Raw genomic sequence first — 15,377 nt, 5'->3', positions numbered from 1 at the left:
CTATTGTTGTTTGCCCGCCGGCCACGAGGTGTAGCCGACGAACTCGTTATGTAGAGCGGCAGTTGCTTCCAAGCGTCTTTCAACATCCGGCCCGAGCTTCTTGCAGACCTCGTTGACCATCAGGTGCACCCACGACAGCATGGTCGCGGTGGATTCCCAGAACAGGTTGAATTCGGTGGGGATGCGGAACACCTCGTCGGCGTTGGCATCGGCCCATTCACAGAAGGTATCGGTGACCAGGGTCACCGGGATGCCCAGCTCGCGGGCCTTGTGGCACAGCTGCAGGGCATGGCGGGAATAGCGGCGCGCCTCGAACACCACCAGCGCGCAGTCCTGGGGGCGCCCCAGCAGCACCTCGGCGAAGTGCCCGGCACTGCCGTCGACCAGTTGCACGCCGTCGCGCAGGTACTGCAGCAGGTGGCTCATGCACATGGCCACGCCGCGTTCGGTCTGAAAGCCGGCGACGAACACCCGCGGTTTTTCCGCCAGGCGCCGGGCGACTTGCTGCCATGCTTCGCCGCGGCTGTATTCGTGTACGCGCACCAGCGCGGCCATTTCCAGCTCCAGGCTGCCCGAGCGCTGGTCGTCCTCGGGTTGCTGGCGGAACGCCTGCAGGCGGTCGCCCACCAGCCAGGGGCCGTCGCCCAGGTCGTTCTGCAGGTCCTGCTTGAGCGCCTTGAGGTGCGCGTAGCCCAGCGAGCGGCAGAAGCGGCCGACGCTCGACTCGCTCACGCCCAGCTTGGCGGCGATGCTGGCCGAGGTCTGGAACGGCAGTTCATGGAGGTTGGCGAGCATGTAGCTGGCGATCTGGCGGCCCGAGGCGGCAGCGGTGTGCAGGCTGCTTTCCAGGCGTTGCTTGATCGATTGGCTCATGGTCGGTTCCGGTTGATTTCTGGCGTGGAAGCCAAAATGGCTGTTTTCTGTCTTCAAGTCAATATTTGACAGATAGCTGTCATTGGCGGGAAAGTCTGTGCAGTTGCGCTGTAGCGAATCCAATTCCAAGAAAGGAGCTCCAGATGTCTTCACCTTCCACCGGCCCTGTCGTGCGCGTGCCTTTTAACGAACTGCGGGCGTTGCTGCAGTCGATCTTCGAGCGTCATGGCTGCAGCGCGGCGGTGGCCGCCGTGCTTGCCCACAACTGCGCCAGTGCCCAGCGCGACGGTGCCCACAGCCATGGGGTGTTCCGTATTCCCGGTTATGTCTCGACCCTGGCCAGCGGCTGGGTCGATGGCCGCGCCGAGCCGCAGGTGAGTGATCTTGCGCCGGCCTATGTGCGAGTCGATGCCAAGGGCGGCTTTGCCCAGCCGGCGCTGGCCGCGGCCCGCCCGCTGCTGGTGGAGAAGGCGCGCACGGCAGGCATCGCGGTGCTGGCGATCCACAACTCGCATCATTTCGCCGCGCTGTGGCCGGATGTCGAGCCGTTCGCCGACGACGGCCTGGTGGCCCTGAGCGTGGTCAACAGCATGAGCTGCGTGGTGCCACACGGTGCGCGCAAGCCGCTGTTCGGCACCAACCCCATTGCTTTTGCCGCGCCTTGCGCCGGGCATGATCCGATCGTCTTCGACATGGCCACCAGCGCCATGGCCCATGGCGACGTGCAGATCGCCGCACGGGCGGGCGAGCAGCTGCCGCCGGGCATGGGCGTGGATGCCGAGGGCCAGCCGACCACCGACCCCAAGGCGATTCTCGAGGGCGGCGCCTTGCTGCCGTTCGGCGGGCACAAGGGCTCGGCGCTGTCGATGATGGTCGAGCTGATGGCGGCGGCGCTGACGGGCGGCAATTTCTCCTGGGAGTTCGATTGGTCGGGCCACCCTGGAGCCAAGACCCCCTGGACCGGGCAGTTGATCATTGTGATCGACCCGCGCAAGGCTGAAGGCGAGCAGTTTGCCCAGCGCAGCCGGGCGTTGGTGGATCAGATGCAGATGGCGGGGTTGACGCGCATGCCAGGGGAGCGGCGCTATCGGGAGCGCGAGGTGGCTGGGCGGGAAGGGGTGAGAATTGGTTGTGAAGAGTTGGGCGGTTTAAAGGCTCTGCTTTAACTCAAGAAGACGTGCGCCCGGTGTATTGGGCGCACGACACGCCGGTTCACCCAGGTACTATTTCAACGACTCGAGGGTGATGGGTTCGATATTAGTATTTTGATAAAGCGTTGATACAACAGCGTCCACCAGTGCTTGGACTTCATTGTGGTTGCCGATTTCAGAAATGCCCTTCCAAAACCGTTTTTGGAAAATGATATCAGGGGCGTGTGCTTTCAGCGGTTCCTTGGCAATTTCCTCGTCTAATGCCTTCAATTTATCTTTGCCCCAGTTTTGAATGTTTGCTTTGGTATGAACAGCTACATTTTTTACAGTAGACATGTTGGGAATTCCCTATTTCTGGATGAGAATTAAAAATATTGTCTATTCGTCAAGGTGAAAACTGTCAAAATTAACAGTTGACGTCGAATCATTGCATTGCTGCCATCTGCGATTTCCGAGAGGGGGGTGTAACCGGCGCCAGCAGGCGGTATTCTCGGTGGATTACTCTTTCGACCAATCCGTACCAAGGAGCTGCACGCTGTGTTCAAACATGTCGATGCCTATGCCGGCGACCCGATCCTCTCGTTGATGGAGACCTTCAAGGCCGACCCGCGCGCCGACAAGGTCAACCTGAGTATCGGCCTGTACTACGACGAAGCCGGCGTGGTGCCGCAGCTGGCGGCGGTGGGCGAGGTGGAGAAGCGCCTGGCCGGCCAGCCCCACGAAGCCTCGCTGTACCTGCCGATGGAAGGCCTGGCTGCCTACCGCCAGGCGATCCAGGCGCTGCTGTTCGGCGCCGATCACCCGGCCGTGAGCGATGGCCGCGTGGCCACCGTGCAGACCGTCGGCGGCTCCGGCGCGCTGAAAGTCGGCGCCGACTTCCTCAAGCGCTACTTCCCGGGTTCCGAGGTATGGGTGAGCAACCCCACCTGGGACAACCACCGGGCGATCTTCGAAGGCGCGGGCTTCAAGGTGCACAGCTATCCGTACTTCGACAGCGCCAGCCGCGGCGTCGACTTCGCCGGCATGCTGGCGACCCTGCAGACCTTGCCGGCCAACAGCATCGTCCTGCTGCACCCGTGCTGCCACAACCCCACCGGCGTCGACCTGGACCAGAACCAGTGGCAGCAGGTGGTCGAAGTGGTCAAGGCGCGCCAGCTGATTCCGTTCCTCGACATCGCCTACCAGGGCTTCGGTGAAGGCCTGGTGGAAGACGCCTACGCCATCCGCGAGATGGCCCGTGCCGGCGTGCCGTGCCTGGTCAGCAACTCGTTCTCGAAGATCTTCTCGCTGTACGGCGAGCGGGTAGGGGGGCTGTCGGTGGTCTGCGACGATGCCGCCACCGCCTCCAGTGTGCTCGGCCAGCTCAAGGCCACCGTGCGCCGCAACTACTCCAGCCCGCCTGCGTTCGGCGCCCAGCTGGTGGCCGGGGTGCTTGGCGATGCCGTGCTCAACGCTCAGTGGGCGGCGGAAGTGGAGGTGATGCGCAAGCGTATCCTCGACATGCGCCAGGGCCTGGTCGACTTGCTCGGTGAGCTGCTGCCGGGCCAGGACTTCCAGTTCTTCCTGCGCCAGCGCGGCATGTTCAGCTACACCGGCTTCAGCGTCGAGCAGGTGCGTCGGCTGCGTGACGAGTTCGGCGTTTACCTGATCGACAGCGGCCGGGTTTGCATGTCCGGCCTGCGTCCGGCCAACCTGCGCCAGGTGGCCGAGGCGTTTGCCGCCGTTCAGCGGTAATCTGCCAAGGGGCTGCCAAGCAGCCCCCTCCAGCACAACCCGCTTGTAAAGACAAGTGCAACCGTCCCTCGGGCGGGGCTTCCCCAAGTGCAACCTTTGCATGCACAATCGCGCCCCTCTTCCCCGGTTGAGTTGGGCGAATCGTCTATTTCGCCATTCTCAGCCTGTTGCAGTCTTGCGAGTGGAGCTTCACCCGGAATGAATGAGCAGGCCCCAAGCGTTGAACAACGCTTTGTAGAATCGCCCCCCGCCACCCTTGGCAGTTGGTCGCGTCAAGACACCACCTGGATGCTGGGCCTATTCGGCACGGCCATCGGCGCCGGAACCCTGTTCCTGCCCATCAACGCCGGCCTTGGCGGTTTCTGGCCGCTGCTGGTACTGGCCTTGCTGGCCTTCCCCATGACCTACTTCGCCCACCGCGGGCTGACCCGCTTCGTGCTTTCCGGCAGCAAGGGCGGCGACATCACCGAGGTGGTAGAGGAGCATTTCGGCATCACCGCCGGCGCGCTGATCACCGTCCTGTACTTCTTCGCCATCTTCCCGATCCTGCTGATCTACAGCGTGGCGCTGACCAACACCGTCAGCAGCTTCATGGAGCACCAGCTGCACATCGCGCCGCCACCGCGGGCTATCCTGTCGTTCGTGCTGATCCTTGGCCTCTTGGCCATCGTGCGCTGCGGCGAGCAGGCCACGGTCAAGGTCATGAGCCTGCTGGTCTACCCGTTCATCGTCGCCCTGGCGCTGCTGGCCCTGTACCTGGTGCCGCACTGGACCGGCGGCATCCTCGACACCGCCACCCAGGTGCCTTCGGGCTCTGCCTTCCTGCATACCGTGTGGCTGGCGATTCCGGTGATGGTGTTCTCGTTCAACCACTCGCCGATCATCTCTGCCTTCGCCGTCGACCAGAAGCGCCGCTACGGCGAGAATGCCGATGAGCGCAGCGGCCAGATCCTGCGTCGCGCGCACCTGCTGATGGTGCTGATGGTGCTGTTCTTCGTGTTCAGCTGCGTGCTGACCCTGAGCAGCGCCCAGTTGGCCGAGGCCAAGGCACAGAACCTGTCGATCCTGTCGTACCTGGCCAACCACTTCGAGCAGCCGGCCATCGCCTTCGCCGCGCCCTTGATCGCCTTCATTGCCATTGCCAAGTCCTTCCTGGGCCACTACATCGGCGCCAGCGAGGGCCTCAAGGGCATGATCGTCAAGGCCGGCATGCGCCCGGGCGCCAAGGCCCTGGACCGCATCGTCGCCGCGCTGATGCTGGTGGTGTGCTGGATCGTCGCCACCCTCAACCCGAGCATCCTCGGCATGATCGAATCCCTCGGCGGCCCGATCATCGCCGTGCTGCTGTTCCTGATGCCGATGTACGCCATCCGCCGCGTGCCATCGATGCGCAAGTACAGCGGCGCGCTGTCCAACCTGTTCGTGGTGGTCGTCGGGCTGGTGGCCCTGACCTCGGTGGTGTACGGCCTGCTGGCCTGAGCTCCCGTCCCGTAGGAAAAACGCCCGGGTCGACGCCAGTCACCCGGGCGTTTGTCTACAGGAATTGCCCGAACGTAGGACAATTTCATCTTTGCCCATAGGCACTTGCGTCCCTTCGTGGTTAACTCTGAAGCCTTTTCCAACCCCGTATAAGGATTTTTGCCATGGCTCAAGTGACTCTCAAAGGCAACCCGGTTCAGGTCAGCGGTGAACTGCCGAAGCAAGGCGCCGCGGCACCTGCCTTCTCCCTGGTCGCTGGCGATCTGTCGAACAAGTCGCTGGCCGACTTCGCCGGCAAGCGCAAGGTGCTGAACATCTTCCCGAGCGTCGACACCCCGACCTGCGCCACCTCGGTGCGCAAGTTCAACGCCCAGGCCAATGACGTGGCCAACACCGTGGTGCTGTGCATCTCTGCCGACCTGCCGTTCGCCCAGGCGCGCTTCTGCGGCGCCGAAGGCCTGGAGAACGTGAAGAACCTGTCGACCCTGCGTGGCCGCGAGTTCCTGGAAAACTACGGCGTCGCCATCGCCGACGGCCCGCTGGCCGGCCTGGCCGCCCGTGCCGTGGTGGTGCTGGATGAAAACGACAAGGTGCTGCACAGCGAGCTGGTGGGCGAGATCGCCGACGAGCCGAACTACGAGGCGGCGCTGGCTGTCTTGAAGTAAGTGTTCGCCGGCTTGCCGGCGAACCAGGTAACACCCGGTAACGGCCTGGACCCTGTTCCAGGCCGTTTTCATTTAAAGTTCACCCCTTTGCCAACGTCAGCCGAAGGTAAAGCACTGGTAAAGCTCCTTTGCTAAAGCGATGCCAGTGCTTATCGTTCACGCTCTCCACGCCGTCTTTCTCTGAACAAGGTTCGTTCGACCCATGCAAGCCTCCAATTCCCGTTCCCCTCGTCGCTGGCTGTTCGGCCTGCTGATCCTGCTGCTGGTGGCCCTGCTGGCCTGGTGGCTGTGGCCCGCGGCGACCGTCCACAAGGAAGGCGGCGGGCAACGTCCGGGCAAGGGCCTGGGCATGGGCGGGCGGCCGGGCTTCGGCGCCTCCACCGAAGCCGTTCCGGTGCGGGTCGAGCCGGTGCGGGTCGGAGACTTCCCGCTTTATTACAAGGCCCTCGGCACCGTGACGGCGACCAACACGGTCAACGTGCGCAGCCGGGTGGCCGGCGAGCTGGTCAAGGTCCACTTCAAGGAGGGCCAGCAGGTCAAGGCCGGCGATCTGCTCGCCGAGATCGACCCACGTTCCTATCGCATCGCCTTGCAGCAGGCCGAGGGCACCCTGGCGCAGAACCAGGCGCAGTTGAAGAATGCCCAGGTCGACCTGGCCCGCTATAAAGGCCTGTACGCCGAGGACAGCATCGCCAAGCAGACCCTGGACACCGCCGAAGCCCAGGTCGGTCAGTTCCAGGGGCTGGTCAAGACCAACCAGGCCCAGGTCAACGACGCACGCCTGAACCTCGAGTTCACCCAGATCCGCGCACCGATCAGCGGCCGCGTGGGCCTGCGCCAGCTGGACCTGGGCAACCTGGTGGCGGCCAACGACACCACGGCGCTGGTGGTCATCACCCAGACCCAGCCGATCAGTGTTGCCTTCACCCTGCCGGAAACCCAGCTCGACACCGTGCTGGCCCGCTACCGCAGCGGCGCCAGCCTGCCGGTCGAGGCCTGGGACCGGGGCGACCAGAAGCTGCTGTCCACCGGTGTGCTGGGCAGCCTCGACAACCAGATCGACGTCGCCACCGGCACCCTGAAGTTCAAGGGCACCTTCCAGAACACCGACCACGCGCTGTTCCCCAACCAGTTCGTCAACGTGCGCTTGCTGGCCGACACCCTCAGGCAGGTGGTGTTGGCCCCGGCAGCGGCGATCCAGTTCGGCAACGACGGCACCTTCGCCTATGTGGTCAACGCCGAGAACACCATCAACGTGCGCAAGCTCAAGGTCGGCGCCAGCGATGGCGAGAACACGGTGATCGTCGAGGGCCTGGCCGCCGGCGAGCGCCTGGTGCTGGAAGGCACCGACCGCCTGCGCGAAGGCACCAAGGTCGATGTGGTCGAGGACAGCTCCCAGGTTCCGACCACCCCCGGCCAGCACCTGCAGGGGCAGGGCGCCAAGGGCTCGGCCCAGACCGCTGAACCAGGCACCAAGGCGGGCGCATGAACCTCTCGCGCCTGTTCATCCTGCGGCCGGTCGCCACCACGCTGAGCATGCTGGCCATCGTCCTGGCCGGCCTGATCGCCTACAAGCTGCTACCGGTGGCGGCCTTGCCCCAGGTCGACTACCCGACCATCCGCGTCATGACCCTGTACCCTGGCGCCAGCCCGCAGGTCATGACCAGCGCCGTCACCGCGCCGCTGGAACGCCAGTTCGGGCAGATGCCGGGCCTGGAGCAGATGGCCTCCACCAGCTCCGGCGGCGCCTCGGTGCTGACCCTGCGCTTCAACCTCGACATGAACATGGATGTCGCCGAGCAGCAGGTGCAGGCCGCGATCAACGCCGCCAGCAACCTGCTGCCCAACGACCTGCCGGCGCCGCCGGTGTACAACAAGGTCAACCCGGCCGACACGCCGGTGCTGACCCTGGCCATTTCCTCGAAGACCATGCCGCTGCCCAAGCTCAACGACCTGGTCGACACCCGCGTGGCGCAGAAGATCGCCCAGATCAGCGGCGTCGGCATGGTCAGCATCGCCGGCGGTCAGCGCCAGGCCGTGCGGATCAAGGTCAACGTCGACGCCCTGGCGGCCAACGGCCTCAACCTGGACGACGTGCGCACCCTGATCGGCGCCTCCAATGTCAACCAGCCCAAGGGCAACTTCGACGGCCCGACCCGGGTGTCGATGCTCGACGCCAACGACCAGCTGCGCTCGCCCGAGGAATACGCCAACCTCATCCTCAAATACAGCAATGGCGCGCCACTGCGCCTGAAGGACGTCGCCGAGATCGTCGACGGCGCCGAGAACGAACGCCTGGCCGCCTGGGCCAACCAGAACGAGGCGGTGCTGCTGAATATCCAGCGCCAGCCCGGCGCCAACGTCATCGAGGTGGTCGACCGGATCAAGGAACTGCTGCCGTCGATCACCGACAACCTGCCGGCGGGCCTGGATGTCAGCGTGCTCACCGACCGCACCCAGACCATCCGCGCCGCCGTGCGCGATGTGCAGCACGAGCTGCTGTTCGCCATCGCCCTGGTGGTGATGGTCACCTTCGTTTTCCTGCGCCGTTTCAGCGCCACCATCATTCCCTCCATCGCCGTGCCGCTGTCGCTGATCGGCACCTTCGGGGTGATGTACCTGGCCGGTTTCTCGGTCAACAACCTGACCTTGATGGCCCTGACCATCGCCACCGGTTTCGTGGTGGACGATGCCATCGTCATGCTGGAGAACATCTCCCGGCACATCGAGGAGGGCGAAACGCCTCTGCAGGCCGCCCTCAAGGGCGCCAAGCAGATCGGCTTCACCCTGATCTCGCTGACCTTCTCGCTGATCGCCGTGCTGATTCCGCTGCTGTTCATGGCCGATGTGGTCGGGCGGCTGTTCCGCGAGTTCGCCATCACCCTGGCGGTGGCCATCCTGATTTCCCTGGTGGTGTCGCTGACCCTGACGCCGATGATGTGCGCGCGCCTGCTCAAGCGCGAACCCAAGGAAGAGGAACAGGGCCGCTTCTACCGCGCCAGCGGTGCCTGGATCGACTGGCTTATCAAGCACTACGGCACCACCCTGACCTGGGTGCTCGAGCGCCAGCCGCTGACCCTGCTGGTGGCCGTGGCCACCCTGGCATTGACCGTGGTGCTGTACCTGATGGTGCCCAAGGGCTTCTTCCCGGCCCAGGACACCGGGGTCATCCAAGGTATCTCCGAGGCGCCGCAGTCGACCTCGTTCGCCGCCATGAGCGAGCGCCAGCAATCCCTGGCCAAGGTGATCCTGCAGGATCCGGCGGTACAGAGCCTGTCCTCCTACATCGGCGTGGACGGCGACAACGCCACCCTTAACAGCGGCCGTCTGCTGATCAACCTCAAGCCCCACGGCGAGCGCGACGTCACTGCCTCCGAGGTGATCAACCGCCTGCAGCCACAGCTCGACAAGCTGGTCGGCATCCGCCTGTTCATGCAGCCGGTGCAGGACCTGAGCATCGAGGACCGAGTTAGCCGCACCCAGTACCAGTTCAGCCTCAGCTCGCCAGATGCCGACATGCTCGCCGAGTGGAGCGGCAAGCTGGCGCAGGCGCTCAAGGACCGCCCCGAGTTGCAGGACGTGGCCAGCGACCTGCAGGACCAGGGCCTGCAGGTATTCCTGGTGATCGACCGGGACATGGCCAGCCGTCTGGGCATCACCGTGGCGCAGATCACCAACGCGCTGTATGACGCCTTCGGCCAGCGGCAGATCTCGACCATCTACACCCAGGCCAGCCAGTACCGCGTGGTGCTGCAGTCGCAGACCGCAGCCAGCCTCGGCCCGCAGGCCCTGGAATCGATCCACGTCAAGGCCACCGATGGCGGCCAGGTGCGCCTGTCGGCCCTGGCGCGCATCGAGCAGCGCCAGGCCCAGCTGGCCATCTCGCACATCGGCCAGTTCCCCGCGGTGATGATGTCGTTCAACCTGGCCCATGGCGCGTCGCTGGGCGAGGCGGTCAAGGTGATCGAGCAGGTGCAGCAGGATATCGGCATGCCGATCGGCGTGCAGACCCGCTTCCAGGGCGCCGCCGAGGCGTTCCAGGCCTCGCTGTCGAGCACCTTGCTGCTGATCCTGGCCGCGGTGGTGACCATGTACATCGTGCTGGGCGTGCTCTACGAGAGCTACATCCACCCGGTGACCATCCTTTCCACGCTGCCGTCGGCGGCGGTGGGGGCCTTGTTGGCGCTGCTGCTGAGCGGCAACGACCTGGGCATGATCGCCATCATCGGCATCATCCTGCTGATCGGCATCGTCAAGAAGAACGCGATCATGATGATCGACTTCGCCCTGGAGGCCGAGCGCCACCAGGGCATGAGTCCGCGTGACGCGATCTACCAGGCGGCGCTGCTGCGCTTCCGGCCGATCCTGATGACCACCCTGGCGGCGCTGTTCGGCGCCGTGCCGCTGATGCTCGCCACCGGTTCCGGCGCCGAGCTGCGCCAGCCGCTGGGCCTGGTGATGGTCGGCGGCCTGCTGGTCAGCCAGGTGCTGACCTTGTTCACCACGCCGGTCATCTACCTGTACTTCGACCGCCTGGCGCGCCGCTGGCGCCCGGCTGACGATGCGCGGCAGGCCGAAGCATGAACCTGTCCGGACCTTTCATCCGCCGGCCGGTAGCCACCATGCTGCTGAGCCTGGCGATCATGCTGCTGGGTGGTGTGAGTTTCGGCCTGCTGCCGGTGTCGCCGCTGCCGCAGATGGACTTCCCGGTAATTGTGGTGCAGGCCAGCCTGCCCGGCGCCAGCCCTGAGGTCATGGCCTCCACCGTGGCCACGCCGCTGGAGCGTAAGCTGGGCGCCATTGCCGGCGTCACCACGCTGACCAGCAGCTCCAACCAGGGCTCGACCCGGGTGATCATCGGCTTCGAGCTGGGCCGCGACATAGACGGCGCGGCGCGTGAGGTGCAGGCGGCGATCAACGCCACCCGCAACCTGCTGCCCAGCGGCATGCGCAGCATGCCCACCTACAAGAAGATCAACCCGTCCCAGGCGCCGATCATGGTGCTGTCGCTGACCTCGGACGTATTGTCCAAGGGCAAGCTCTACGACCTGGCTGACACCATCCTGTCCCAGAGCCTGGCGCAGGTCAGCGGAGTAGGGGAGGTGCAGATCGGCGGCAGCTCGCTGCCGGCGGTGCGTATCGAGCTCGAACCGCAGTTGCTCAACCAGTACGGCCTGTCGCTGGACGACGTGCGCAATGCTGTGGCCAACGCCAACCAGCGCCGGCCCATGGGCTTCGTCGAAGACCGCGAACGCAACTGGCAGGTGCGCGCCAATGACCAGTTGGAAACCGCCGAGGACTACAAGCCGCTGGTGATCCGCCAGCAGAACGGCGCGATCCTGCGCCTGTCCGATGTGGCCAAGGTCAGCGATGGCGTGGAGAACCGCTACAACAGCGGATTCTTCAACGACGAGAGCGCGGTGCTGCTGGTGGTCAACCGCCAGACCAACGCCAACATCATCCAGACCGTCGAGCAGATCAAGGCCGAGTTGCCGGCCTTGCAGTCGCTGCTGCCGGCCAGCGTCAAGCTCAATGTGGCCATGGACCGCTCGCCGGTGATCAAGGCCACCCTGAAGGAGGCCGAGCACACCTTGCTGATCGCCGTGGTGCTGGTGATCCTGGTGGTCTACCTGTTCCTCGGCAACCTGCGTGCCTCGCTGATCCCGAGCTTGGCGGTGCCGGTTTCGCTGGTGGGCACCTTCGCGGTCATGTACCTGTGCGGGTTCTCGCTGAACAACCTGTCGCTGATGGCGCTGATCCTCGCCACCGGCCTGGTGGTGGACGACGCCATCGTGGTGCTGGAGAACATCTCGCGGCATATCGAGAACGGCGAAAACCCCATGCGCGCCGCCTACAAGGGCGCGCAGGAGGTTGGGTTCACCTTGCTGTCGATGAACGTCTCGCTGGTGGCGGTGTTCGTCTCGATCCTGTTCATGGGCGGGATCGTCCGTGGGCTGTTCAAGGAGTTCTCGATCACCCTGGCCGCGGCGATTGTCGTGTCGCTGGTGGTGTCGCTGACACTGACGCCGATGCTCTGCTCGCGCTGGCTCAAGGTCCATGGCCCGCAGCAGCAGACCCGCCTGCAGCGCTGGAGCGACCACATTCACCAGCGCATGGTCGCCGGCTACGACAAGAGCCTGGGCTGGGCGCTGCGGCACAAGCGCCTGACCCTGCTCAGCCTGCTGGCCACCATCGGCCTGAACATCGCCCTGTACGTGGTGGTGCCCAAGACCCTGATGCCGCAGCAGGACACCGGCCAGTTGCAAGGCTTCATCCGTGGCGACGACGGCCTGTCGTTCACCGTGATGCAGCCGAAGATGGAGATCTACCGCCGCGCCCTGCTCAAGGACCCGGCGGTGGAGAGCGTCGCCGGTTTCATCGGCGGCAACAGCGGCACCAACAACGCCTTCGTGCTGGTGCGCCTGAAGCCGATCGCCGAGCGCAAGGAGAACGCGCAGAAGGTGATCGACCGCCTGCGCAAGGACCTGCCGAAGATCCCCGGCGGGCGCCTGTACCTGATGGCCGACCAGGACCTGCAACTGGGCGGCGGCGGCCGCGACCAGAGCACGTCGCAGTACCTCTACACCCTGCAGAGCGGCGACTTGGCCGCCCTGCGCGAGTGGTTCCCGAAGGTGGCCGCCGAGCTGCGCAAGTTGCCCGAGCTGACCGCCATCGACGCCCGCGACGGCGCCGGCACCCAGCAGGTGACCCTGGTGGTCGACCGTGACCAGGCCAAGCGCCTGGGCATCGACATGGACATGGTCACTGCGGTGCTGAACAACGCCTACAGCCAGCGGCAGATCTCGACCATCTACGACAGTCTCAACCAGTACCAGGTGGTGTTGGAGATCAACCCGAAATACGCCTGGGACCCAAGCACCCTGGAGCAGGTGCAGGTGATCACTGCCGACGGCGCCCGGGTGCCGCTGTCCACCTTCGCCCGCTACGAGAACAGCCTGGCCAACGATCGCGTCAGTCACGAAGGGCAGTTCGCCTCCGAGGACATCTCGTTCGACGTCGCCGAAGGCTACAGCCCCGACCAGGCCATGGCCGCGCTGGAGCGCGCGGTGGCCAAGCTCGGCCTGCCCGAGTCGGTGATCGCCAAGCTCGGCGGCGACGCCGACGCCTTCACCAAGACCACCGAAGGCCAGCCGCTGATGATCCTTGGCGCCCTGGTGCTGGTGTACCTGGTGCTGGGCATTCTGTACGAGAGCTACATCCACCCACTGACGATCCTTTCCACGCTGCCCTCGGCCGGGGTCGGCGCGTTGCTGGCGCTGTACCTGACCGGTGGCGAGTTCAGCCTGATCTCGCTGCTGGGGCTGTTCCTGCTGATCGGCGTGGTGAAAAAGAACGCCATCTTGATGATCGACCTGGCCCTGCAACTGGAGCGCCATGAAGGCCTGTCGCCGGAGGAGTCGATCCGCCGCGCCTGCCTGCTGCGCCTGCGGCCGATCCTGATGACCACCTTGGCCGCGATCCTCGGCGCGCTGCCGCTGCTGCTCAGTCGCGCCGAGGGCGCGGAGATGCGCCAGCCACTGGGCCTGACCATCATCGGCGGCCTGGTGTTCAGCCAGATCCTCACCCTTTACACCACTCCTGTGGTCTACCTGTACCTTGATCGCCTGCGCCACCGGTTCAACCGTTGGCGCGGCGTGCGCACCGACGCTGCCCTGGATAACCCGCTATGAACTTTGCCCACACCCGAATCCACCGTGCCCTCAAGCTGCTGACCCAGGGACGCGGTTCGCGCCTGGTCAGCGCCGGGTTGTGCGTGGCCATGCTCAGCGCCTGTACCCTGAGCCCGGACTACCACCGCCCCGAGGTCAGTACCCCAGCGCAGTTCAAGCAGGCCGAAGGCTGGACCCAGGCCAATCCGTCCGATGCCATCGCTCGTGGGGCGTGGTGGGAGATCTATGGCGACAAGCAGCTCGACGCCCTGGTTGAGGAGCTCAACCGCAGCAACCAGACGGTGGCACAGTACGAGGCGCAGTACCGCCAGGCCCAGGCGTTGGTGCGCAGTAGCCGTGCCTCGCTGTTCCCTTCGCTGAACCTGACCACCAGCAAGAACCGTTCGGCCCAGGGCACCGGTAGTTCCAGCTCCAGCCTGTCGAACAACAGCAGCGGCATCCGCGACACCTACAACGCGCAGCTCGGGGTGAGCTGGGAGATCGACCTGTGGGGCAAGTTGCGTGAAACCATGAACGCCAACGAATCCAGCGCCGAGGCCAGTCTGGCCGACATGGCGGCCATTCGCCTGAGCCAGCAGTCGGAACTGGTACAGAACTACCTGCAACTGCGGGTGATCGACGCGCAGAAGCGCCTGCTCGAAGCCACGGTGGCGGCCTATGAGCGGTCGCTGAAGATGAACGAAAACCAGTACCGCGCCGGGGTTGCCGGGCCGGATGCCGTGGCCCAGGCGCGTACCCAGCTCAAGAGTACCCAGGCCGACCTGATCGACCTGGCCTGGCAGCGGGCGCAGTATGAGAACGCCATCGCCGTGCTGATGGGCAAGGCGCCTGCCGACTTTGCCCTGGCTGCGAGCGATGATATTCCGGCATTGCCGCAGGTGCCGCTGTCGCTGCCGTCGCAGCTGCTCGAGCGGCGTCCCGACATCGCTTCGGCCGAGCGCAAGGTCATGGCGGCCAACTCGAACATCGGTGTGTCGCGGGCGGCGTATTTCCCGGATCTGTCCTTGAGCATGAATGGGGGGTATTCCAGCAGCAGTTTCAACAACTGGATCGAGTTGCCCAACCGTTACTGGTCGGTCGGGCCGCAACTGGCGCTGACGCTGTTCGACGCCGGCAAGCGCAGTGCCGAGGTTGACCGGACGGTGGCGGTGTACGACCAGACCGTGGCGCAGTATCGGCAGACGGTGCTCGACGGGTTCAAGGAGGTCGAGAACTATCTGGTGCAGCTCAAGGTGTACGGGGACGAGGCGGTGGTGCGGCAGGAGGCGCTGGACGCGGCGCGGGAGTCGTTGCGGTTGACCGAGAACCAGTACAAGGCGGGGTTGATCGGGTATCTGGATGTGGTCAATGTGCAGACGACGGCGCTTAGCAACGAGCGGAGTGTGTTGACGTTGTTGCAGGGGCGGTTGGTGGCGAGTGTGCAGTTGATTGCGGCGCTTGGCGGGGGGTGGGATGTTGGACGGGACTTGGTGGTGGAGTAAGGTTGTTAGTTGTTAGTTGTTAGTTGTTGGTTGTTGGTTGTTGGTTGTTGGTTGTTGGTTGTTAGTTGTTGGTTCGTGGTTGTTTTGGGAGTTGTATGCGCATTCATTTGTGATGTCGACGCTTATTCACCTTTCCGCCCTTACGGCGGGTTACTTTGGTCTTGGCCAAAGTAACCAAAGCCGCTGCGCTCCATTCATCCGGCCCCTGCGCTTCGCTCCGGGGTTCCCTCACTCCGGCCTTGCTCCCGGGAGGACCGCGCTGCAGGGCCCATCCTGGGCCCCAGCGCTTGACGGGCATCCATG

General features: G+C 64.8%; 10 protein-coding genes. 8 read left to right on the top strand and 2 right to left on the bottom strand.

Annotation, left to right across the window (positions count from 1 at the left end):
* On the bottom strand, positions 1-873 hold the full coding sequence (locus tag ACVWZ5_RS00050; RefSeq protein ID WP_028692150.1) for a MurR/RpiR family transcriptional regulator: 873 nt from the start codon (positions 871-873) through the stop codon (positions 1-3).
* Between the two features lie 143 nt (positions 874-1,016).
* Here ACVWZ5_RS00050 and ACVWZ5_RS00045 point away from each other — a divergent pair, with 143 nt between their 5' ends.
* Positions 1,017-2,039: an Ldh family oxidoreductase gene (locus ACVWZ5_RS00045; RefSeq protein WP_457340262.1), complete on the top strand. Its 1,023-nt coding sequence runs from the start codon at positions 1,017-1,019 to the stop codon at positions 2,037-2,039.
* Between the two features lie 57 nt (positions 2,040-2,096).
* Here ACVWZ5_RS00045 and ACVWZ5_RS00040 read toward each other — a convergent pair whose 3' ends face one another.
* Positions 2,097-2,360 (bottom strand): hypothetical protein, encoded by a 264-nt coding sequence (locus tag ACVWZ5_RS00040; RefSeq protein ID WP_155721653.1) that lies wholly within the window; start codon positions 2,358-2,360, stop codon positions 2,097-2,099.
* A gap of 201 nt (positions 2,361-2,561) precedes the next feature.
* Here ACVWZ5_RS00040 and ACVWZ5_RS00035 point away from each other — a divergent pair, with 201 nt between their 5' ends.
* From ACVWZ5_RS00035 to ACVWZ5_RS00005, 7 genes are all read left to right on the top strand, one after another.
* On the top strand, positions 2,562-3,758 hold the full coding sequence (locus ACVWZ5_RS00035) for an amino acid aminotransferase (RefSeq protein WP_457340261.1): 1,197 nt from the start codon (positions 2,562-2,564) through the stop codon (positions 3,756-3,758).
* 198 nt (positions 3,759-3,956) lie between these two features.
* Positions 3,957-5,237 carry a serine/threonine transporter gene (locus tag ACVWZ5_RS00030; RefSeq protein ID WP_062573900.1) on the top strand — a complete coding sequence of 427 codons (1,281 nt, stop codon included), beginning with the start codon at positions 3,957-3,959 and terminating at the stop codon, positions 5,235-5,237.
* 164 nt (positions 5,238-5,401) lie between these two features.
* Complete coding sequence (gene tpx / locus ACVWZ5_RS00025) at positions 5,402-5,902, top strand: thiol peroxidase (protein ID WP_028692156.1); 501 nt, start codon at positions 5,402-5,404, stop codon at positions 5,900-5,902.
* A gap of 202 nt (positions 5,903-6,104) precedes the next feature.
* The gene (locus ACVWZ5_RS00020; protein WP_062573901.1) at positions 6,105-7,391 is read left to right on the top strand and encodes an MdtA/MuxA family multidrug efflux RND transporter periplasmic adaptor subunit; all 1,287 of its coding nucleotides are present in this window, start codon (positions 6,105-6,107) and stop codon (positions 7,389-7,391) included.
* Positions 7,388-10,486, top strand: a complete 3,099-nt coding sequence (locus ACVWZ5_RS00015; RefSeq protein WP_062573902.1) for an MdtB/MuxB family multidrug efflux RND transporter permease subunit — start codon at positions 7,388-7,390, stop codon at positions 10,484-10,486. Before ACVWZ5_RS00020 ends, ACVWZ5_RS00015 begins: the two co-directional genes overlap by 4 nt.
* Positions 10,483-13,593: a multidrug efflux RND transporter permease subunit gene (locus tag ACVWZ5_RS00010; RefSeq protein WP_028692159.1), complete on the top strand. Its 3,111-nt coding sequence runs from the start codon at positions 10,483-10,485 to the stop codon at positions 13,591-13,593. The genes ACVWZ5_RS00015 and ACVWZ5_RS00010 overlap by 4 nt, the downstream gene beginning before the upstream one ends.
* Entirely contained in the window at positions 13,590-15,074 is a 1,485-nt protein-coding gene (locus ACVWZ5_RS00005; RefSeq protein WP_062573904.1) for an efflux transporter outer membrane subunit, read from the top strand. Before ACVWZ5_RS00010 ends, ACVWZ5_RS00005 begins: the two co-directional genes overlap by 4 nt.
* Positions 15,075-15,377: the final 303 nt, after the last annotated feature.

Source organism: Pseudomonas sp. TE6283 (assembly GCF_054060555.1).
The sequence above is the reverse complement of the archived record's forward strand: the minus strand, read 5'-3'. Positions and strand labels throughout refer to the sequence as shown.